Annotated in this window: 18 protein-coding genes and 2 pseudogenes; 14 read left to right on the top strand and 6 right to left on the bottom strand. The window is 33.7% G+C overall.

Annotated features, from left to right (window positions below; all coding sequences use genetic code 11):
- The first annotated feature begins 3 nt into the window (after window positions 1-3).
- From ACIQ7N_RS01660 to ACIQ7N_RS01710, 11 genes and pseudogenes are all read left to right on the top strand, one after another.
- Window positions 4-2,844, top strand: a complete 2,841-nt coding sequence (locus ACIQ7N_RS01660; protein WP_402929821.1) for a phage tail spike protein — start codon at window positions 4-6, stop codon at window positions 2,842-2,844.
- A 225-nt stretch (window positions 2,845-3,069) separates the two neighbouring features.
- Window positions 3,070-3,555: a hypothetical protein gene (locus ACIQ7N_RS01665; protein WP_402929823.1), complete on the top strand. Its 486-nt coding sequence runs from the start codon at window positions 3,070-3,072 to the stop codon at window positions 3,553-3,555.
- Window positions 3,556-3,696: 141 nt separating this feature from the next.
- A complete protein-coding gene (locus ACIQ7N_RS01670; protein ID WP_402929825.1) occupies window positions 3,697-4,518 on the top strand; it encodes a hypothetical protein in 822 nt (273 codons plus the stop codon).
- Window positions 4,519-4,534: 16 nt separating this feature from the next.
- A complete protein-coding gene (locus ACIQ7N_RS01675; RefSeq protein ID WP_402929828.1) occupies window positions 4,535-5,170 on the top strand; it encodes a hypothetical protein in 636 nt (211 codons plus the stop codon).
- A gap of 86 nt (window positions 5,171-5,256) precedes the next feature.
- The gene (locus tag ACIQ7N_RS01680) at window positions 5,257-8,394 is read left to right on the top strand and encodes an RCC1 domain-containing protein (protein WP_402929831.1); all 3,138 of its coding nucleotides are present in this window, start codon (window positions 5,257-5,259) and stop codon (window positions 8,392-8,394) included.
- A 104-nt stretch (window positions 8,395-8,498) separates the two neighbouring features.
- A complete protein-coding gene (locus ACIQ7N_RS01685; protein WP_402929833.1) occupies window positions 8,499-10,733 on the top strand; it encodes a hypothetical protein in 2,235 nt (744 codons plus the stop codon).
- A 109-nt stretch (window positions 10,734-10,842) separates the two neighbouring features.
- Complete coding sequence (locus ACIQ7N_RS01690; RefSeq protein ID WP_402929835.1) at window positions 10,843-11,256, top strand: hypothetical protein; 414 nt, start codon at window positions 10,843-10,845, stop codon at window positions 11,254-11,256.
- A gap of 17 nt (window positions 11,257-11,273) precedes the next feature.
- On the top strand, window positions 11,274-11,552 hold the full coding sequence (locus ACIQ7N_RS01695; protein WP_402929837.1) for a phage holin: 279 nt from the start codon (window positions 11,274-11,276) through the stop codon (window positions 11,550-11,552).
- A 2-nt stretch (window positions 11,553-11,554) separates the two neighbouring features.
- On the top strand, window positions 11,555-12,226 hold the full coding sequence (locus ACIQ7N_RS01700) for a M23 family metallopeptidase (protein ID WP_402929839.1): 672 nt from the start codon (window positions 11,555-11,557) through the stop codon (window positions 12,224-12,226).
- Between the two features lie 391 nt (window positions 12,227-12,617).
- Window positions 12,618-12,674 (top strand): annotated as a pseudogene (locus ACIQ7N_RS01705) (hypothetical protein); the annotation flags it as partial.
- A 38-nt stretch (window positions 12,675-12,712) separates the two neighbouring features.
- Window positions 12,713-12,814: a hypothetical protein gene (locus ACIQ7N_RS01710; protein WP_402929934.1), complete on the top strand. Its 102-nt coding sequence runs from the start codon at window positions 12,713-12,715 to the stop codon at window positions 12,812-12,814.
- A 194-nt stretch (window positions 12,815-13,008) separates the two neighbouring features.
- Here ACIQ7N_RS01710 and ACIQ7N_RS01715 read toward each other — a convergent pair whose 3' ends face one another.
- The 6 genes from ACIQ7N_RS01715 to ACIQ7N_RS01740 form a co-directional block, all read right to left on the bottom strand.
- Window positions 13,009-13,743 (bottom strand): hypothetical protein, encoded by a 735-nt coding sequence (locus ACIQ7N_RS01715; RefSeq protein WP_402929841.1) that lies wholly within the window; start codon window positions 13,741-13,743, stop codon window positions 13,009-13,011.
- Window positions 13,744-14,681: 938 nt separating this feature from the next.
- A complete protein-coding gene (gene abc-f, locus ACIQ7N_RS01720) occupies window positions 14,682-16,481 on the bottom strand; it encodes a ribosomal protection-like ABC-F family protein (RefSeq protein ID WP_402929843.1) in 1,800 nt (599 codons plus the stop codon).
- Window positions 16,482-16,584: 103 nt separating this feature from the next.
- Window positions 16,585-16,725, bottom strand: coding sequence for an RAxF-45 family protein (locus ACIQ7N_RS01725; RefSeq protein WP_166672191.1), 141 nt, complete (start codon window positions 16,723-16,725; stop codon window positions 16,585-16,587).
- 272 nt (window positions 16,726-16,997) lie between these two features.
- Complete coding sequence (locus tag ACIQ7N_RS01730) at window positions 16,998-17,477, bottom strand: YjdJ family protein (protein WP_402929845.1); 480 nt, start codon at window positions 17,475-17,477, stop codon at window positions 16,998-17,000.
- A gap of 705 nt (window positions 17,478-18,182) precedes the next feature.
- Complete coding sequence (locus ACIQ7N_RS01735) at window positions 18,183-18,497, bottom strand: hypothetical protein (RefSeq protein ID WP_402929847.1); 315 nt, start codon at window positions 18,495-18,497, stop codon at window positions 18,183-18,185.
- A gap of 591 nt (window positions 18,498-19,088) precedes the next feature.
- Entirely contained in the window at window positions 19,089-20,117 is a 1,029-nt protein-coding gene (locus tag ACIQ7N_RS01740) for an AbrB family transcriptional regulator (RefSeq protein ID WP_402929849.1), read from the bottom strand.
- 223 nt (window positions 20,118-20,340) lie between these two features.
- On the opposite strand from ACIQ7N_RS01740, the gene ACIQ7N_RS01745 reads away from it, so the two are divergent.
- The 3 genes and pseudogenes from ACIQ7N_RS01745 to ACIQ7N_RS01755 form a co-directional block, all read left to right on the top strand.
- The gene (locus ACIQ7N_RS01745; protein WP_402929851.1) at window positions 20,341-20,790 is read left to right on the top strand and encodes a LytTR family DNA-binding domain-containing protein; all 450 of its coding nucleotides are present in this window, start codon (window positions 20,341-20,343) and stop codon (window positions 20,788-20,790) included.
- A 1-nt stretch (window position 20,791) separates the two neighbouring features.
- A complete protein-coding gene (locus ACIQ7N_RS01750; RefSeq protein WP_402929853.1) occupies window positions 20,792-21,199 on the top strand; it encodes a DUF3021 domain-containing protein in 408 nt (135 codons plus the stop codon).
- Window positions 21,200-21,227: 28 nt separating this feature from the next.
- Window positions 21,228-21,754, top strand: a pseudogene (locus ACIQ7N_RS01755) (ABC transporter ATP-binding protein); the annotation flags it as partial.
- Window positions 21,755-22,071: the final 317 nt, after the last annotated feature.

The following is a 22,071-nucleotide window of genomic DNA, read 5'->3' on the forward strand; positions in this document are numbered from 1 at the left end:
AATTTGTCAATCTCATATTTTAATATTCAACATAGAAAGTCTAAACCTGAATTTTGGTTATGTAAACCAGATAGAACATCGATACATAAAATTATAGATAGTTTCGATGAAAATTTATCGATTAAATTTAGTGCAATTAACGAATTATCATTTTCAATTCCTGTATTGGTAGAACGTAACCACAAACTCATTAAAAATCCATTAATAGATAAAATAAAAGAACGATATCTCATTCGTATGAAAAAAGATAATCAAATAGAGTACTTTATTATTTTAAAAATTAACAAACAAATGGATAATGAAGGTTTTGAGTATGTTACTTATCAGACATACAGTTTAGCCATTCAACTAGCAACTAAATTAATTCGTGATTATGAAGAGACATCACGTACTCTCTCTTACCTATCAGCAGATATGTTAAACCAAACTGTTTGGAATTTAGATTATGTAGATGCAGAATTTGATTTAAAACATCGTTCTTTTGAAGTGTCTTCTGCCAATGTCCTACAATGTATTTTTGATATCGCTGAAAAATTCAATGCTGCAGTAAATTTTGACACGATAACACAGAAAATTTCATTTCATTATGCAAAGAACATTGGTAAAAATAAAGGCCTGCGATTAAAAGAAGGAAAGTTTTTGGAGTCCTTTAATTTATCAATCGACCCTGAAAATATGGTGACACGGTTAAAAGTATACGGTCAAGATGGATTAGATTTTCGAAGACTCTCCCCTACTGGTTCAAATTTTATTGAAGACTATTCATTCTTCATGTTCCCATTTGAATGCGACTCTTCTTACAATGTTATACAATCATCGAATTATATGAGTGATAGCTTATGTATCGCATTGGTTAAATACAGGAAAAAATTAGAATCTTTACAAGGTCAATTTGATTCATTAACTACTCAGGCAACAGCCAAAAATGATGACATCCAACAGCTTGAACAAGAGTTAAGTGTTTTAATTGCCCAGCGAAATGATTTATTAAATCAACGTGACATTATCAATTATACGTATGGTGATTCAGCACCTAATCGATCAGATTGGCAAAATCTGATTAATCAATTAAATAACAAGTTTTCAGAAATAACCGCTAAAGAATCACAAATTTCTTTATTAAAGAATCAACAAAATACTATTGAAAATCAAATTTCTCAATTACGCGAGACAGTCAAAGTAGAAAATAATTTTACAGTTACACAGATCCAGGAGTGGAACGATTTTATTATAGAACGTGAACACTATAATGACTCTATTACAGACGATGAAGACTTATTAGAAGAAGCCTACGAAGTATTTAATGAAGTGCGTCAGCCTCCTATTCATCTAACTCTTTCACTTGATAACTTTCTACATAATATAGAACAAGATTTTAATAAAGACAAAATAAGTATTGGAGATATTTTAACTGTAAAATCCCAAAGTATGAATGTCTTGGTAAGTGCTAAGATTACTGAAATTACCTTTAACTATGAGTCTGGTGATGTCTCTATAACCTTATCAAATACAACAAGAGAAAAAGATGACTATAGTGATTTGATCGCACAACTGAACATAGCTTCTAATACGTCAACTACCGTTAACATCGATAAATATAAATGGAATGATGGAAGAGATGCGAAAGATAGTTTAACAGCATACATTAATGGTGTATTTGATTCTGCCAAGCAATTAATTCAAGGTGGCTTAAATAACAGTGTAACTTTAAGTGAACGTGGACTAATTGCCATTGATATGTTAAACAAGAATAATTGGTTAATGATTCAAAATGGTCAATTATTAATAACTCCCGATAATGGCAATACGGTTTCAGTAGCCATTAATAAAGATGGTGTACACGCTGAACGTCTTATCGGACGTTTAATATTAGGAAACAAATTACATATCGAAGACGTTGATGGCATTGTCTCAATTCAAAATGCTCTAATGACGGTTTTTGACAAATCGAATAAGCCACGAGTGCACTTAGGGAGATATCCTAATCCAGACAATACATCGTTATATACATATGGTCTTAGAATTTATGACGGTGCCATTGATATTCGAACGTCAGATAATCAATATCGAGGTATTCAATTTGATGGAAATGGTATTCGTTCATTTAATAATAACGGTGTTCGCACATTTAATGTCAATGCAGCTACAGGACAGGTTGAAATTGTAGGTGATTTATCTATCCGTACCTCCCCTTCCACAAATAAAGGTGTAGTTATTGACGGAGATGGTATTAAAGGCTATAACGCATCAGGACAAATTACATTTCAAATAAACAATAGTGGGAATGCATGGTTTGGTGGAAGATTAGAAAGCGCGACAGGTACACTCGATAATGTAGGAGGAACTTTTATAGGTACACTAAAAGGCGTCGATGGAGTTTTTACAGGGAGTCTCCAAGCAGTAAATGGAACATTCACAGGCTCTTTGCAAGCAGCAAGTGGAACGTTCCAAGGCTTAGTTACCGGTTCGTTAAGTACAGAAACTATGAAAACAATCTCAATTGATGCAAAACAAATTACTACTGGGAAAATTACAGCTGATCAAATGGAAGTTAATTCATTAAGTGCTATTACAGCCGATTTAGGAACAGTTAATGCTGGAAAATTAAATGGAGTAAGTATTAAAACAGAGAAAGATGTTTTTATAGGAAGTGTATTAAATATCGGTAGTCACTATGGCAATCGTGAAGAAAAAAGAATAAACTTCGGCGGAATTACTGGTGGATTTATATGGCATAGAAATGACTATTTAATTTTAGGTGCCATGTGGGGTGTATTGATAGAAGAGTTAAGAATAACTGGAACACTAGATTTAAGAGAAGCAAAAGTACTAGGTCTTAATTAAATAGTTTAATAAGTGCAGAAAAGCTAGATTTAATTAGTGGACTGTTGGAGCCAGATTAATAATAGGAGCAAGCGAATTACGTTCTTTTCATGATTAGTATTACAGGTAGTGATAGTTTAACTATAGACGTATTCAATTATTTAAAGATATAATATAAAATTTTTCAAGGTGTAGTTGATTTTAGTGGTATTACAATAATAGGATTAAACAAAGGAGAACGTGAATATGAGTAATTTTATATTTTTTAAAAACCGAGATCTAAAAGCATTAAGTGATTTTGTCATGGCTATGGAGTTATCTGTTAAAGAATCAAGAATGCGAACAAAATTTAATAGAATTATTGCAGAACAATGGAACATTGGTGTTATCGCAGAGGTCGATGCAATCATTCTTGATAGAGCAGAAATCGGACAAGACGGAAAGCCTATGAGGAAAAGTAATGACAGTAACACAATACAATTTAAATCAATATCATCTGAAGAAGAGGCCATTAACCTTATTACAGAATTAGAAAATGAAGAATTCTACATAGATTTAACGCCATCTAGCAAAGATATGATTTTATCAGTCGCAAATAGCATTCTTAACTGTGATTTGAAAGTATCGAACGAAGTCGCCATTTTGATAGATTCTTGGTGTGAGCAATTCGAAAATGCCCTCGAATATTATGAAGCTCTGAACAAAGAATTTAAGAAAGCAGAACAAGAATAGTTAAGGGAGTGTTTAATTAATATGTTTAAAAATGAGTGGTTATTAGACGTAGATTTAAAATTTAAATACTCTTCTCTCATTCCTGTGTTCCGTAGAGGTGACACAGCTATTTTGAAATTTAGATTTCATGACAATGGAGACTTGTTTGACATTTCATCCTACGATAAAGCTGAACTAACCATTATCATGCCAAGTGGCTCAACAATTGAAACAACTTGCGATTCTGAAATTCTTAATGGTGTGAGTGTAATCAAATTTAAATTCGATCCAACCCATTCAATGGAAGTTGGTACCTATAGTATTATATTAACCTTGTCTAACAATAATAATAAAATTTCTGTTCAACCAATTAAAGTACGTTTCTTTGATAATCCCCCTTCCAGCAATTCGAACTTACTACAATTAAATCAAGATTTACAGGCACAAGTCGATAATTTAGACAATTTATTAGATAGTACGGTTAGCATTCAGGAGAAAGGCAAACCAAATGGTATCTTAAGTTTAGATAGAAATGGGGAGATACCTGAATTGCAGATACCTAATTTCATTAAAAATCATATTAATAAAAATGTTTATCTTGAAGGTGTGCATGGACTACGTGTAAACGAAGAAGGAATTGTCCAATATGAAACCTCTACAGGTAAGTGGCAAAATGCAGGGTTTGATGAAGAAGCGTCTAGTAATTATAACCGATTACAATTATCTACTAAAATAAATGATGGAGTTGTAACATTGAAGTATACAGGTAATGGACATGCTATATTACAGAAATGGATAATCGGCGATAAACTTATTACAGACTTCGCTTTAAATGGAACAGAAATCACCGGGCTAACATTTAACATTATAAATATAGGTACACATACCATCTATTACAAAGACGATATTGGCAACGAATATGTACATAAATTTAATGTTGTTATGGAAGATTTAAAAGAACCTACTGTAAACATTGACATATAGAATGGTGTAGGGACAATTGATTCTCAAGAGGATATTTCAGTTAGTTGACATTCTAAAAAATATTGCCACTATTACCATTACTGCTAGTGATGAAGGCTCTGGAATACATAGTATTAAAAAGCCTGACGGTCCAATTGTTTATGCAAATACTACTACTTATACCACAACAGCGAATGGTAGTTATGAATTTATCGTAAGCGATAAAGTTGGCAATCAACTAATACATACTGTCACGGTTGATCAAATTGATCTTGATCCACCTATTATAAGTTTGTCTTCTGCCCCTCAAACATTCACTAATAAAGATGTTACAGTCAATGTAACAATCTCTAATGTAAATGAAGTACCATCAATTAAACGGGCTAGCGGTAATCAAACTACTGCATTCTTACAAAACAACGGAAATACTATTTCCAATAACAGTTTCAATGTTTCAGATAATGGCATATACACTGTTTATGCCAAAGACCGTTTCGGTAATGCAACAGTCAAATCAATTAATAACATTGATAAAACTGCACCTATTGCAACGATTACTAAAACTCCTCTAGGAAACACCATTATAATAAAAATTAAAGCTAGTGATTTCCAATCAGGAGTTGAACATATAACTCTCCCTGATAAATCAACTGTCAATTGGAGTCTTTCTTAATCGAGTAACAATTCAAACTAAGTTATTAATTCCTAAGTCTCTTGATTTCCAATTCCTTAAAATCTCTAATAAAAAAGGAGCTTAAAATGTTTAAAAATGAATATCTACTAGATGTAGATTTAAAATTTAAATATACATCTCTTATACCAGTGTTTCGTAGAGGTGACACTGCAGTTTTGAAATTTAGAATTCATGATAATGGAGGTTTGTATGATATTTCAACGTTCGATAACGCTGAATTAACAATTATCATGCCAAGTGGAGCAACATTAAAAGCAAATGGCAATTCAGAAGTATTAGATGGCTTGAAGATAATAAAGTTTCTATTTCAACCTATACATACAGTCGAGATTGGTACTTATAATGTAATCTTAACCCTATCTAATAATAACAGTAAAGTTTCTATTCAACCAATTAAAGTACGTTTCTTTGATAACCTCAATTCTGCTAATTTAAATTTCTTACAACTGATTCAGGACTTACAGTTGAAACTAGATAATTTCGGTAATTTATTAAATGATAAAATTTCTATAAAAGATAAAGGGATAGCAAACGGAGTGGTCAGTTTAGATCAGGAAGGCAAAATTCCTGATGAACAATTACCAAAATCTATGTCAGAGCATCTTGATAAACTAGTGTATCTCGAAGGCGTACATGGAATGCGTGTCAATAAAGATGGAGCATTACAATACGAAACAACTATTGGTGATTGGAAAGACGCAGAATTTAGTGAAACACCCATTTCTCATGGTATTAGACTACAATTATCTACTAAAGTAAATAATGGACTTGTATCATTGAAGTATACAGGTAAAGGACATGCTGTATTACAGAAATGGATGATCGGCGATAAACTCATTACAGACTTTGCTTTAAACGGAACAGAATTTACAGAGCTAACATTAAATGTTACGAATTTAGGTGTACATACTATCTATTATAAAGACGAAATTGGCAATGAATATGTACATAAATTTAATGTTGTTATGGAAGATTTAAAAGAACCTACTGTAAACATTGACATAGAGAATAGTGTAGGTACAATTGATTCTCAGGAAGATATTACAGTCATAAAGTGGGACAAAGGAATTCATGATGTGACACACTTCCGAAATAATGGGACAATTATTACAGATAACTCATTTATAGTAACAGAAGCAGGAACCTATACTTTGTATTATAAGTTAGTGAATGGATTAGAATATGTAAAGGTATTTACTGTTTATGAACATCAATTAGATAAGATACTACCTATCGTAAATTCTTCAGTTGACATTCTAAAAAATATTGCCACTATTACCATTACTGCTAGTGATGAAGGCTCTGGAATACATAGTATTAAAAAGCCTGACGGCTCAATTATTTATGCAACTACTACTACTTATACCACAACAGCAAATGGTAGTTATGAATTTATCGTAAGCGATAAAGCTGGCAATCAACTAATACATACTGTCACGGTTGATCAAATTGATCTTGATCCACCTATTATAAGTTTGTCTTCTGCCCCTCAAACATTCACTAATAAAGATGTTACAGTCAATGTAACAATCTCTGATGTAAATGAAGTACCATTAATTAAATGGGCTAGCGGTAACCAAACCACTTCATTCTTCCAAAACAACGGAAATACTATTTCTAATAACAGTTTCATTGTTTCAGATAATGGCATATACACTGTTTATGCAAAAGACCGTTTCGGTAATGCAGCAGTCAAATCAATTACAATTGAGAACATCGATAAAATTCCTCCTACTGCAACTACTACTCAAACTAAATCTGGTAACGATGTAATAATTACAGTAACTGCAAACGACATGGAGTCTGGAGTTTACAAAATCGTTAAGCCCGATTCAACAGAAATTTATAGTTCAACGACCACATACAAGGTTTCTAATAATGGAACTTATAAGTTTGTAATTTATGATAAAGCCAATAATAATTACACATTAGATGTAAAAGTATCAAGTATCATTAATGGTGCTGAAATTTTGAAAAACGCAAAATTTTTCGCAGGATATAATGCTAAAAGCGGGTTTTATTTAACTACTTCAGGTGATGTGTATGCAGTTGGGGATGGTGGTTTTGGAACTGGGATGCCAAGTTCTATACGTGATGCAATATTGCCAATAAAAATATCTAGTATCTCAAATGTTGTAGAAATTACAACTGATATCGCTCAGGGAAATTCAATATTTAAAACCTCTAATGGAAAGTGGTATGTAACTGGGAGATTTGCGCATAGATATGCTAATAATTCTGGCTCTACTGCATCTAGTTATGACTTACTAGAGGTTACTATATTACCAAATATAGTAAAAATGGATATCTTAAATAATACAGCCGTATATTTAACTACCTCGGGTGAAATATACACAGTAGGTAATACTCCTTACGCTGGTATTATGCCTAGTGGATCAAATGCATCTGATAAATTATTGAAAGTTCCAATATCAGGGGTTCAAGATTTCATTTTAAGTAATCAAATTACTTATTATAAAAAAACAGATGGGTGGTATAGCGCTGGATATTCTGTAGCATCTTATGGCATGAATGGCACTTTAGCTCCAACTAAAATAAACACACTAGGAACTGTTCAAGAAATTATTCCTCAAAGAACATCTGGTGCAACTCCAACTTTTATTAAAACCTCTAATGGGCTTTATGCGGAAGGAATTAATGTAGGTAACATTGGAGATGGAAGTGTTGGGGAAAACGGTTATATGGAAACATATAGGTCTACACCTATTCCGAATATATCAAAAGTTTTTGTACCTGATAGTGATAAATTATTTGTTGGTAATACGAGTGGAACACTATACGCTGTTGGTAGGAATAATTATGGTTCATTAGGTATTGGAAGTAATGTAAATACCAACACTCCAATAATTATCAGATCAATAACAAATATAACTGATATACAAGGAACTTCTTGGAACACATATTTTAAAACAGGCGGTCAATGGTACGCTGCTGGTGAAGGAGACAACTATAAGCTAGGAAATGGCAGTAGATCGAACTCTAATATTCCAGTATTAATTACAGCCTTTTCAAATGTTGGCTTAACATTAGTTGATCTACATCCATTTGATGGAGGTTTTGTGGGATTAGCAAGTAACGGATATTGGTATGCAGTTGGTAAAGGAAGTGCATCTGGAATTAATGGTTCTAGTGGTTTTGCTGAGTCTAATGCAACTATTATTGATACAGTTATTATACCTTAACTATTATAAGCCTTTTTATACTGCTTAAAAGAATTAATTATAAAATAAAATTTAAAGAGAGGAAATTTCCTCTCTTTTTTCATGTTAAAAAAGGAGGAGATATTTTGGCTCAAGAAGTAAGGCTTAATATAGATATAGAAGGACAATTCAAAACCAGTGATTATTCCTTTTTGCAGAATGAACAATGTACGATGTATTTCAGGTTAATAAAAAATCATTATGTTGCCACCAATGATGATTTTACAAAACTAATGATTGAGTTTATTGATACTAAAAATTCTTTAAATAAATTTTTAGTTGAAGCTTCGAAAAGTAATATTATTAGTTTTAATAATGAGAAACTAGTAAAAATGTCGTTACCAAGGGAAATGACTAGAACTTCTACAGATTTTGTAGCTTACCCAAAAATTAATATCAATGGAATAATCAAACCTTTACGTGAGTTTAAACTCAATATTTATCAAAAAGATACCGCAGAAATGATATCTGTTAGGAAAGTGATTGATGAATTTAATCAATCTTATGCTAATTTTGCTAGTTTAATTAAGAAGGATTTAGTAGGAAAACCAAATGGTGTTGCTATAACTGATGCTAATAACAAAGTATTAGAGTCTACATTACCTCCAAGATATAAAGAACATGTTGAACAATTGATAATAAACGAAGAGGTTCACGGTATTAGATTAAATAAAAAGGGACATCTTGAGTATAAAGACCCAGAAAATAACCAATGGAGAATGGTTAAAAATCAATATGACCCTACTCCTTCCCATATTCCCCCCATTATAAACATAAAAGACAGTGTTGTTACAGTTACCTATGACCCAACAACTATAATTTCTATGCATAAATGGGCTTTTGGAGAAATTGCTAACTTTGAATATTTCAATACTGATGGTACTCAGTTTGTAGGCTCTACATTTAAAATCGATAAATTTGGGCAATATACATTATATTATCAATTAGATGATGGTCGTAAGTTTGTTCAATTATTTTATGTAAAACAAGAACATCTAAAGCCGCCCCATACTCCACCTGAAATAAGCGTTTCAAAAGGTATTGTTACTGTTACTCACTCCCCTATAACAAAAATAACCCAAGAAAAATGGGCTTATGGATCTCAAACAGTCGATTATTTTAAAGAAAACGGAATTAATATGAAAGAGTCAACTTTTAATGTAGATAAAGCTGGAGAATACACAGTATTCACAAAATTAGAAAATGGTTCAGAACATGTAGAAGTATTTAATGTATTAACAGAACAACTAGTAAATTATCGTCCTAGCATTTGGGGATTAGACGGATATAATTTGTTAACTTGGGAAGATGGAGCTCCACAAACTACAAGATGGTCCATCGGTAAGCAAGATATCTCATACTTTAAAGGTGGTAATATTGGTAATACACTTGAGAATCCTGCCGGGTTACAACCTAATCAACGAAGATTTTTCCAAGGTGTACCGTCAACTATTACTATCTATATTAAAGATGAACAAGGCAGGGAATTCGTAGAAACATTTGAAATAACTTCTGTGATGACTAAACCTCCTGCAAAACCTACAATAACTGGTACAGAAAACGGCACAATAAATGTTAATTTTGAATATACCGAACATGTAAAGTTACAAAAATGGGAATATGAATATCAAAACTTATCTTATTTCTCTACTGGAGGTAATGAGTTTACCGGAAATTCGTTTATAACTCAGAAAAACGGAAAACATACAATTTGCGTTACATATGATAACTTAATTATGGAGACTTATAGTTTTATAATGGAATCAATGCCAGATACTATTGATATAGCAGTCGTAGGTAATATTATAACTATTGAAAACGAAGATTACATAGTTATAGACGATAGGATGGTAATTAAATCCAAAAGTGTTGGAGAGATGAAATTTGATACAGTAGAGATTCCAGAATCAAAATATATAAATTATGAAAGACCAACTAATATTGGCTATTATTTAGATAAAACATACTATGCAAATTTAAGTCAAAACTTAAAGGAAAGTATTGAAGAAACTAATTATAATGTAGCTTATAACTATAATAATGCACCACAATATAAACAATATAAAGTTGCCTTAATTACAAGGGAGTTATTATTTAAACATGGTAACTCAGTTACAAATGCATTAAAAGCTCATTTACAATCAAATAGTACTAGTCGATACGAACACTGGTGTGGATCTACCGACTCAAATGATAAACGTTCAACATATAATATCAAAGGTGGTACACTTACTACTAGTACATCTCCATCTAGCAAAGAAAGACCATTCCATCCAGTATTTAAACTTAAATCTGGAACAAGGGTTACAATAAAAAAATAAATTTCATTGATAAATAGTTCTAAAGTATGTCTGCAGCAGATAAAATTCTAAATTATGAGTAGGTGAGTTATCTCCCCTACTCTTTTATTATTTAAAAGTCGGTGAATACATGCAAAATGAAAAATTTGGCGAAAGATTGGCTAGTGTGGAAGTTGAAATAAAAAATCAAGAAAACCGAATTTCAAAATTAGAAGGTAATCATGAATTATTGTATCGCTTAACATTAGTTTCAGAACAACAGCAAGAGATGAATAAACATCAGCAAATTCAATTAAATAGAATGGATAAAACATTTAATAATATCAATATGAACCTAACGAAATTAAATATGACCCAGGATGAATTGCAGGAGGATGTAAAAGGTATTGGAAAACGAGTTGATAGCATTGAAGATGATCTAAAGATGGAATCCGCAAAGGACAGTATTTCGATCAGCGACATGATAAAGCAATACCTTCATTGGTGGATACTCATTCCAACAATTATTATTGGTGCATTTATTTTAAAATCATTAGGTCTGTAAGAAAGGAATTGATAGCTATGAAAATCAATTGGAAAGTTCGCATCCACAATCCTCAATTTTGGATTACGGTAGGATTATCAATTATTACCCCCCTATTCGCCTATTACGGCATTACAGGAGCTGATTTAACTACTTGGCATAGTGTATGGGCCTTAATCATAAATGCAGGCTCTAACCCATATGTATTAGCCTTAATGGCTGTGAGTACATATAATGCAATTTTAGACCCTACAACCGCTAGCTTGAATGACTCAACACGAGTATTAGCAATTAAAAAACCGAAAAGAGATGTGTAATAATGGCGAATTTTATTTGTCCTGTGAAGAACGCGAGATTAACGAGTAAATTTGGATGGAGAGATATCGGCTATGGAAAGGAATGGCACCAAGGTGTCGATCTAGCTTCAACAGGAAAAGTTCCTGTTCATGCTAGTGCTGCTGGAGTTATTAGTCGAGCTCAAGTGTTAAGCAGCTATGGGAATGTCGTTATGATAAGACATACTATCAACGGGAAAACTTATGAAACGAATTATGCCCATTTAGATTCCTCTTGTGTTCAGGTTGGACAAAGAGTGAAGCAAGGACAGACAATTGGTATTATGGGTAACACGGGACGAGCATTTGGAATACATTTGCATTTTGAAATTCATAACGGTACCTGGGAGAAGGGTCAACCGAATGCAATTGATCCTATGAAATTTATTACATTAACGAATAAAACTACTAATGAAGGAGAACTAACGATGTCACAATACAATGAATTGCTAAATAAAATTAAAGAGCTTGAGGATGCTTTAAAAACAAAACAAGCTGTTATCCCTACTCGCAAAGCTACTGAAACTCATAATGCTGCATGGGAATGGTTGAAATGTCAAGGCATTACTAATGGCTCAAATCCTCAAAACTTCCTAACACGTGAGCAATTCGCAACAATGTTAAAACGATATAACGATTTATTCAACACAAAGTAACCTACTTTATACATAGTTTTATCCTACACTAACATTACTTGGCGACGAATCACAAATCGATTATCCTTAAAAATCCTGTTTTGATGTTATCGTGCTGTTGTTTGCAGAGTTAGAGAGAACAGAATCCGCTTGTGGCAACAGATGTTTTTGGCGCTCAAAACAAAATGTCAGCTGCTGGATGTTGGTTACGAAGGCTTAATGATCGGACGTTATGGTTTTTCCTTTACTTGCTCGCTCCATAGTCTCATTAATGACGCTAATCTTCAAGGAGTCGCCCAGCCTTCACTCCAATCAATAAAGTCATTTTATTAAAGATTCCTTCGAAGAATCACCAAAAAACACTATATTTTAGGAATCAAACAATGATACAACTACAAATACCGTAACCGCTACAATTCCAGTAGGGCTTCAACCTCAAGGCATGCTTTTACTCCGAATGGTGCGTTAGCTTACGTTGCAGATAAAAATTCAAATGCAGTATCAGTTATAAACATAGCAGCAAATACTGTAATCGATACAATCCCAAGGTTTAACGGGCCTACCGGAATAAAAGATCGGGACAATCTGCATGAAAAATCGGGACTCTAGAGATAAAAAACAGGCATATTTCCATGTTCATCTGCATAAAAACAGACATATTTTCTATTGCCATGTAGTCAATAAAAAGTATGTCTGTTTGAATTTGTTATGAAGTTTGTCTACGACTACTAATTCCTTGTTGTTCACATAAAAGTGGGGCTAGCTCAAAGCTAACCCCCACTTAAACCACATTACATAGCCTTTTAAGATTCTAGTACATTTAAAATAGCATCAAGATCATTGACAGCAATATCTAGGCGTTCCTTCGCCTCGATATTTTGCTGTTTTAATTGACTAAACTCTAGTAAATTTTTCTCATGCTTTAACTTGATAGAAGACAAGCGTTCAATGCGCGATTCTACCTTTTCTATTGCTTGCTCACAAACTGCTGTCCATATCTTTTCTGACTGCTGCATTTCATTCGTTGACGGGTTGTGATGACGCATAATTCGTGCATATACCGCTTCAATTTGTTCAATTAGTTCTGAATAAAAATGACGCTCAACACGAGTTGTTTGGAATGTTGGGTGCTCTACCTCTTTTGCATATGGGGTAATTTGACGAAGCAGCTTTCCAGCATTTTCTCCGAAACCATGCGATAAATTCAATACATTCATTAACTGTAAAAGCAAACGAATTTCTTCTAGATTAATAAGCTGTGAATCGATGCTTTCCTTTAGCTTTAAGGATTCCATATAGCGTCGATCAAAGTGCTCAATTTCACCATTGCGTTGTTCTACTAAATGATCACCTGCATTGTCTTTTAAGCTTTTAATATAGCGAATTGCATGGCTTTTTAGCTCTTCCATCGATAGCAAGTTGTCATTGTCTTGTTGTGGCTTTCCTCGTTGAACATACGCAAATGCATCCATTTTTTTGGGCCATTGTGCTGCTGGGGTTTCTTCTGAGACATTATAGCGTATATAAATTCCGTGCATTCCATATCCTCCAAGTCCATTAAACAAGTATCTCTAAAGAGAGTAAATCGAATTCGCCATTTTTTCAAGTAAAAAACTTTTAAAGATTGAAAATCCTTCTTTCGAAACATTAATTCAAAAATTCCTAAGTAGTCGTTACTGTTAGTAATTTTACCATTTAACCTCTAAAAGCTTTGACTTACACGGTTTGAACATATTCTACGACTAAAATAAGCGAAAATAAACACCTAAAAGTACTACTCCTATGGAAAATTCAGTCCCACAGGAGTAAGGCTAGATTTTTTATCTTTCATCCAATTAAGACCCTTGTCGTATTTGCTTAATACTTTTTCCTTCAGTAAAGGCATGAATTGATTTTATTGTGCCTACTGATCTGAAATTTGCCCTGTCATTAGGTAATATCGTAAAAATATTCTAATGCTGCAGAATATATCCGATCAACTGTCGACCTCGATAGCTTTCAAGTGTTGCTACACCCTCGACCCTCCCTTGATTTCCTGAGACAAAATATTGGCAGTACAGTAAGCTTTGCCATCCAATCTTAATAAATAATACTTAAAATGCGGGCAATGATATGTCTCCTCAAAAGCTTTTTTGATTCCAAATGTAGAAATGCTCATTTCCCAGCTAATGCTTCTTCCATATTTGCACCTGTTACACGTTCGATTTGTATGACTGGATTATGAAAAAATCGCGAGTATTCACATCCCAACATTATAGATAAAACTTTTAAATTGAAAGCCTAATTCTCTAATGCTTCTATATATGACTAATTTTCCTCCAGATTGTATAAATTCAATCTAGGAATGAGATTTTGACTGATAGAAATCCTTGATTTTCTTTAAAAACATATCTGGCTCTAAAGCCGATTCCGGGAGGCAATTATGCCAAGGTATAATTGATAAAAATCAATATCTAGCTGCATGATGTGCTTAATTTTATGCATGCTCTGCTCCTCCCTCAATCCATTTTTCAAATAAATCCTCTAGCTGCTGTTCAAGCTTTTGACGTTGCTCCTTCGCAAGTGTCGGCTCCTTTAATCTCCTTTCAAGCTTTTCAATTTGTTCTTCAATTGCGAGCTCTTTTTTAACAGCACAGGGTTTTTCAGACACTTCTTTTTTAACTGGTTCTTTTACTATTTCTGAGCGTTTTTGTCTTGCCCATTCATAATCCCCTTCAAATACTTGAATGTTTTCATGCTCAATCCATGCAACTTTTGTAAAAATCTTTTGTAAAAAATAACGGTCATGTGAGACGCCAATTATGGTTCCTTCAAAGGACTCCAGTGTATCCTCCAATACCTCTCTCGCTTCAATGTCTAAATGGTTAGTTGGTTCATCCAGCATCAATAAATTAATATCCTCATGCATTAACTGTACTAGACGTAAGCGCATCTTTTCACCGCCACTTAAATCCTTCACTTTTTTAAAAACGTCATAGCCATAAAATAAAAACTGAGCCAGAATATGACGTGCATCTGCCTCTGACACAGAGACACTCTCACGAAAGGCATCTATTAAGCGAATGGCAGGATTTTTATGCTCAAATTGCTGTGATAGGTAGCCAATTTTAACACTGCTGCCGACATGACAAGTACCTTTACTAGGTTCAACTTCACCTAACATCATTTTTAATAACGTTGATTTCCCACTGCCATTACCACCAACAATCGCCAGACGTTCTCCGAAGTAAACCGCTAAATTACTTTCCTTAAATAACGGTTTCTCAAATGCATGGCTAATACCCTTCATTTGTACAACCTCTTTACCACTACGCTCAGCCATCGTTAATGCTAAATTCATTTTCTTTTTCGTTAGGGGCTTCTTCACACGCTCTATACGGGCTAGTGCTTTCTCCATACTTTTAGCACGACGATGCAAGCCAGCATTTGGCGGGTTTGCTTCATTTGCCCATTGCTTTAAGCGCTTTATTGTTTCCTGCATTTTTTTTATTTTCTTTTGCTGTTCTTCGTATTGAGCAAATTGCTGTTCAAGCTTCGTTTCCTTTTGTTCGACAAATGCATCGTAATTACCAATGTACGTAAATGCCTCTCCATCTTCAATTTCAATTATTTTTTGAGCCATTTGATTCATAAAGTGGCGATCATGTGATACGGCAATAACAATTCCTGCAAAATTTCGGACATAATTTTCTAACCATTCGATTGCCTGCATATCTAAATGATTGGTCGGTTCATCTAATAGTAAAATAGAAGGATTACTTAAAAGAATTTGCCCTAGCATTACCTTCGTTTTCTCCCCACCACTTAAGCTACTAAACGGTTGCTCAAGCAATGGTGTTATACCTAGACCATTTGCAATCATCGCTAATTGCGCATCAATTTCATAGCCACCCTGCAGCATAAACTGTTCCTGCACATGACCGTATTGCTGGAGTACCTTATCTGTTACAGCTAACTGCATTTCCTGCTCAAGCTTTGTCATTTTAGCCTTTAATGCATAAATTTCTGCAAATGCTTCCTCCAGCACTTCCTTTACTGAGAACAAAGGATATTGTGGAATTTGATGTAAATAACCAATCGTCGCTTCCTTGCTTTTTATAATTCGTCCCTTATCTGGTATATCCAAACCGGCAAGTAACTGTAATAGAGTCGTTTTCCCACTGCCATTCACACCAACAATGGCGACATGCTCCCCTGTATTTACTTCTAATTGAAGTCCTTCAAATAAAACATTTCCACCAATAATTTTTTGAATTTGTTCAGCCTTAATTTGCATCGTTTTTTCCTCCAATGAAACGTGCGAAAAACATCTAAATACACAAAAAAGACTGCTCGATTAACAAGCAGTCTTTTCCTCATTAGTTTGTGAAAAAGAATGGTTAATTCGCTACGTTTGATATTTGATTTTGCTTAAAAATGGACAGACCTATCCCGTTGTTCGCAAAATCGAAAGTAATAACACGTGCAAAATACATAGCTGTATCCACCTTTACACATGTTTTCGTAGCGTTTTTATTCAATCCTTTTCACCTCCGTTCAATATAATTAAATTTATATTACCATAATTCGGGTAATTTTGAAAAGACCAAATTACATTCTTTCACATTTTTTTCTACAAGTCACCTTACCCTGGAGTTAATTTCTGTTCCGAGCTAGGTCCCTTCCTGGAGGCGTCAATGTTTTTCAAAATTCATTACCCATGCTCCAATCCAATATATTAATTAAAGAAGTGCGAACTCCTGTACAAATACCTTTGTACTAGAGCTCGCACTTTTACGTTACTAAGCAATTATTATGGTTGTAATAATTTTAACATGTATTTTTTTCTGAACCATAAACTCATCGCCATACTTACAAAAATGAATGCACCGACAGCCGTAATCCAAAAGAAAACGTTTCCTCCAACAGTTGATGAATTAAAAAATATACCGCTAATAACAATAAATAAACAACTTATAATCCCTGATAAAATAATGGCTAACTGATGATTTAGTTGAAAAATGAAAAATATAAGTACCGTACAAATGTAAAGAACACTTACTATCATAATAGCCGGGAAAAATGGTTGAAATTTAGCCGCATAGACAAAGTAATCAAGCTGGCTAATATCCTGGCCATTGTTTATCTCAATATCAAATATCTGAGAAACTGGGGTTGAATACTTCCATTCCAGCGGATTATCTATAATACCACTTCCCTCATACCAAGAAATAGCTGTTGACATCAATAAAGTCAAGAAACCAAGAATTAGTTGTATCACATATTTAAACAATGTACTTCTCCCTTCACCCTTTGAAGTTAAAGACGTTACAATAAGTTTCCGGTTCCGCAATACTGGATTATCTAGAAAAAGTAGGGATATAATACTTCACTTTCACTAGAAGCTCTTATCTGTGATGTACTGATCCTTTGTTTCATTCGAAAGAGTATGGCCTCTCACTATTCAGACATTTACGGGCAAAAATACACCTTTAACTTTCCTATTTTCCCCATTTATTAAATCAGCGTTTCTCCTGTTCTAACCACTCTTTTTCTAACATATCAACATCACCATAATAGTTTTGATTCTCTTTACCCTTTACTATTTCTACCAATCCCTAATTACAAATTTCACCGCATTTTACTTTAAATTCATAAAAGTTCATTTAAGCTACTCCAAATCTTCTATTTTCATGGATGCTAGGAGTATACCTCCTTAAAGCTTTGATCTGTTTATTCGGTACTACCCCCATAAAATAGAAATCCCCTTCATCATAGAATTAAAGGGAAATTCATTTCTACATATAACATTTATAATATATTGCTCCAAATTCGTCTTGTCCGCGCTATATTCTACTTGTTTATTATTTCCTTTGTCTAACATATAGCTAGTTATTTTAGTATCATTTTCTTGAACTAAATAAGAAAGGTTTCAATGCACGAAAGATTAAAGAAATGCTCCTTGGTACCAACCCAAAATTTAATGAAGCAATCAGGCTTAGTAGTTAATCAAATCAAACCATTTTTTTAACCATTCTATTGGCATTTTAACCGTTTCAAATTCGAGAGTTTGTAGTTCTGAAAGTGCAAAAGTATTAGAAATGTATATTTCCCACTGGGTATCTATGTCTAAAACTATTTTTGTAGCCCTATCATCTAACGGGTTGTCTTCATCGTCTTTAAAATATACGTCATTTAAATAATGAAAACACCAATCTACAAGTTCTTTGTGAGTTATTTGGTTATTAATCGCTAAGCTTATTGCTTTTTTTAAGTTTTCGTTCGAATATTTGTAAACATTTAGCATAAACAAAACAAACACCTGCTTTTAGCTTTCTAAAAATTTTTATACCATTAGCCACAATCTTCTCCAATCTTCTAGAAAACCTTTAACTATTTTCTATACAGTAAATTATCTAAATAAGGATATTCCCCTTAGAATTTACTGCGCCTTCTATAATCATAGGAGAGCATGATTCCAATTCAATACTTCTATATGAAATTTATTAAACTAATGCATAATTAAATCAAAGTCAGATATTTCTCCATCTAAAGTAAAATACAACTTGAATTCTCCTACATTTTCCCCCTTATAATCTATACATAAATATGAAACCACTTACATCTGTATTAAATTGAATCCAAAATTGTTCTATAGTTTGTTTCTCAATCTTCCATTGTTTTATAAAACGTCTAAATAGTTCTAGGTCTAGGTCTAAAATAACAGACGCTTCCCTATTAATGATCTTTTGTAAAGTAAGAAAAGATTATATACCTGAATTTTCATCCAAATTCCCATAAGTTCTGGCTGAACTATATAATACGAAGCACCCCGTTTTCTTTGCATCATTTTGGTCAACTTAGAACCTATCATATTATCAACTTTGTTCTTCACAACAGGCCTCTATGTCTTCACTTTTTTCACAAACATTTTAACAAACGGTACGAGGAAAACGGACACGACCAGTACGCGGAATAGCTGAAATGCAGTGACGATTGTGACCTTTGCATGCACAGAAGCAGCGATAATCCCCATTTGATCAAGGCCTCCTGGTACGATACTTAAAAATCCTGTTTGAAAATCAAGGCTGTAAAAACTCTCCATGACAAATGTTAAGCCATAAGCAGTGCCAATAAAGATCCCTGCCGAAACAAAAGCGTAAAATACATGCTTCTTCGATAAATGTAGATCGTCTTTTTTCAATAAAAGTCCGATGTAAATACCAAGCATTAGTTGTGCAATATGAAGTAGTGACAATGGCAATTTCGGCACATCAAGCCCTGCTATATTGATGCCCATCAATAAAAACACGGGACCGAGCATATAACCTGTCGGAATTCTCACCTTTTGCGCTAGCCACCCCGCTACGCCACACACAGTAAGTAAAACTATTAGGTTCCATGTATACGCTCCATTGACAACTGCACCAGTCCCCCCAGAGCTTGACACCATTAATGGCACAAAGCCGACAATTAAAAGAACCCGTAATATTTGGAAGAACGTAATAACGACCATATCCATATCCCCTTGCTCCTCGGCAAAGGCAACAACCTGTGACATTCCACCAGGTACACAGCATGTCAACGCAGTTGCAAAATCTAATTCCGCACGTTTTGCAACTAAATAACTAACACCAAAAAACAATACAATAAATAGTACGTTTAAAACAATCATACTTCCTATAAATTGTTTAATATCCTGCACCGCTTCTGGTGTAAACGCAAAACCTATGGAATATCCCGCAACGATTAAACCAAAATTCCGAAAATATTTATGCCATTTCAATTGTACTTTCGTCGATAACTGAACAATTAGCACCGCCGCAATTGCTCCAAGTAACCATGGCATTGGAATATGTAATAAATTAAATGAAACCGCACCTGCTAAACCGATACATAATGTAATTAACATATGTTTGTCAAAAATAACCATTGAAGCAACCCCTCTTAACTGAATCATTCTATTATGCCGTGAACCTGCCTTTTTTTCTACTTCATTGCTTTTTCGCAATGTAATATATCGTTAAAATTGAACCTGTTATTTATAAAATTTAACCTCTTATCCAGATTTTTTCCAATCCAAAATTTTCTATGCTACATTATTATTACCTAATTCAGTGATTCCCCGTTGCGGAGATATGTAAAGGAGGCCTCCAATGAAAATTCATTTAACAATCAATAGTGAACTAGAAGAAACTGAGGTTCATATACATGCAAAGGAATACAACGAGCAAATTGAACGACTGATGAAGCAACTACAAACTTCACAAACAACAATGTTAGATGGCTACTTTCAGCAAGAAATTCATATGCTAAAAATTTCAGATATTTACTCTATTTACGCAGAGGGTGCAAAAGTATTTTTGCAGACAGAGGAACAGGAATTTGAAACGAAGCGTAAATTATATGAGCTAGAAGCACAATTAGCGAAAGACTTTGCCAGAGTCAGTAAATCGACACTCGTCAACATTAACAAAATTGCCTCTATTCAAATGGGTAAAATCGGTACAACAGAACTGATTTTAGAAAACGATGTGTCCGTCCATGTTAGCCGCAAATATTTAAAAGAACTAAAACAACACTTAGGTATTGGGAGGGACTCATAATATGAAAAAATTTATACGTATGATGACAATCGGTCTACTTATATCACTAAGCTCTTCCTACTCCTTAGTAACATTCAGTGTCCTATCTAATAACACTGTGATATCAGGGCCTGAATTACTTGAACAAATTATCGTCGCCGCCATACTTGGAGTTGTAATAGGTCTACTGTCTACCATCTATGATATTGAACGTTTACCTTTTATTGCTCAGTTTATTCTACATGTAATTGCGGTTACGATATGTGTCATGATTGCAGGCTATTTCGGGCGTTGGTTTGAACATTCAAGCATACTATATATTTTTGTAAGTGAAGCTATTATTTTCTTTATCGCTTGGTGCATTATTTATGTACTTCAAAAAAGTGATATCGCAAAAATCAATCAAGAAATTCAAAAAAGAAAGGAATAAACAATATGATCTTGCTATACAAGTTTAAAATCTATGTAAGCAATATGGGGACCATCAGGCAGTAAAAGGTATTTCATTTACCGTAGAGCAAGGTTCCCTCTTCGCCTTTTCAGGTGCAAATGGTGCTGGGAAATCAACGACCATTGAAATACTCTATACATTATTAAAAAAATAAAAACGGTACAGTAAAAATTAATGGCTACACACTTGATGCAAGCAATGATAATGCGGAAATTCGGAAATCCATTGGTGTCGTATTCCAGCAAAGTTTATTAGATGAACGATTAACAGTGCGGGAAAATATAATCCATCGCGGTAAGACATATGGCTTATCAAAAAACAATTGGTCGAAAATTATCAATTCGTTTCAACATATTTGCATTTAGATGATATAGAAAATCGCAAATATAGACTTTATCAGGTGGTCAAAAAAGACGTGCTGATATCGCTCGAGCACTTATCCATCGACCGAAAATATTGTTTTTAGATGAACCAACAACTGGACTTGATCCACAAACACGGCAATTCGTTTGGCAAGCCGTTAAGCAACTTCAGCTGTTGGGGCACTACCAAGCTTTGCTCAAAATATTATTATGTATTTCCCAATCAGCCATACAACTTTACTATTACGCAATGCCTTTATGGAGAGCTCAATTTCCAAGATTTTCGAAGGTGCGCCCGCTTCACAGCTAGAAGAATACAAAAAAGTATATGGTATTGTCTATGACCTTCACGGAAATATATTAAGTACCTCAACAAGCATGATCATTATTATCGTCACAATTATTGTGCTAGCTATCTTATCTATCATTATTTTTAAAAAGAAGAATAAATAAACACTTTCGCACATCGTTTATAAAACGATGTGTTTT

Source organism: Lysinibacillus sp. NPDC095746 (genome assembly GCF_044763535.1).
In the GTDB taxonomy this organism is placed as follows: domain Bacteria; phylum Bacillota; class Bacilli; order Bacillales_A; family Planococcaceae; genus Lysinibacillus.

Coding starts and splice junctions, on each gene's coding strand:
- ACIQ7N_RS01715 (WP_402929841.1), bottom strand. CDS start 13,743: ATGCACGGAATTTATATACGCTATAATGTCTCAGAAGAAACCCCAGCA.
- ACIQ7N_RS01740 (WP_402929849.1), bottom strand. CDS start 20,117: ATGGTTATTTTTGACAAACATATGTTAATTACATTATGTATCGGTTTA.
- ACIQ7N_RS01700 (WP_402929839.1), top strand. CDS start 11,555: ATGGCGAATTTTATTTGTCCTGTGAAGAACGCGAGATTAACGAGTAAA.
- ACIQ7N_RS01665 (WP_402929823.1), top strand. CDS start 3,070: ATGAGTAATTTTATATTTTTTAAAAACCGAGATCTAAAAGCATTAAGT.
- abc-f (WP_402929843.1), bottom strand. CDS start 16,481: ATGCAAATTAAGGCTGAACAAATTCAAAAAATTATTGGTGGAAATGTT.
- ACIQ7N_RS01695 (WP_402929837.1), top strand. CDS start 11,274: ATGAAAATCAATTGGAAAGTTCGCATCCACAATCCTCAATTTTGGATT.
- ACIQ7N_RS01690 (WP_402929835.1), top strand. CDS start 10,843: ATGCAAAATGAAAAATTTGGCGAAAGATTGGCTAGTGTGGAAGTTGAA.
- ACIQ7N_RS01680 (WP_402929831.1), top strand. CDS start 5,257: ATGTTTAAAAATGAATATCTACTAGATGTAGATTTAAAATTTAAATAT.
- ACIQ7N_RS01750 (WP_402929853.1), top strand. CDS start 20,792: ATGAAAAAATTTATACGTATGATGACAATCGGTCTACTTATATCACTA.
- ACIQ7N_RS01745 (WP_402929851.1), top strand. CDS start 20,341: ATGAAAATTCATTTAACAATCAATAGTGAACTAGAAGAAACTGAGGTT.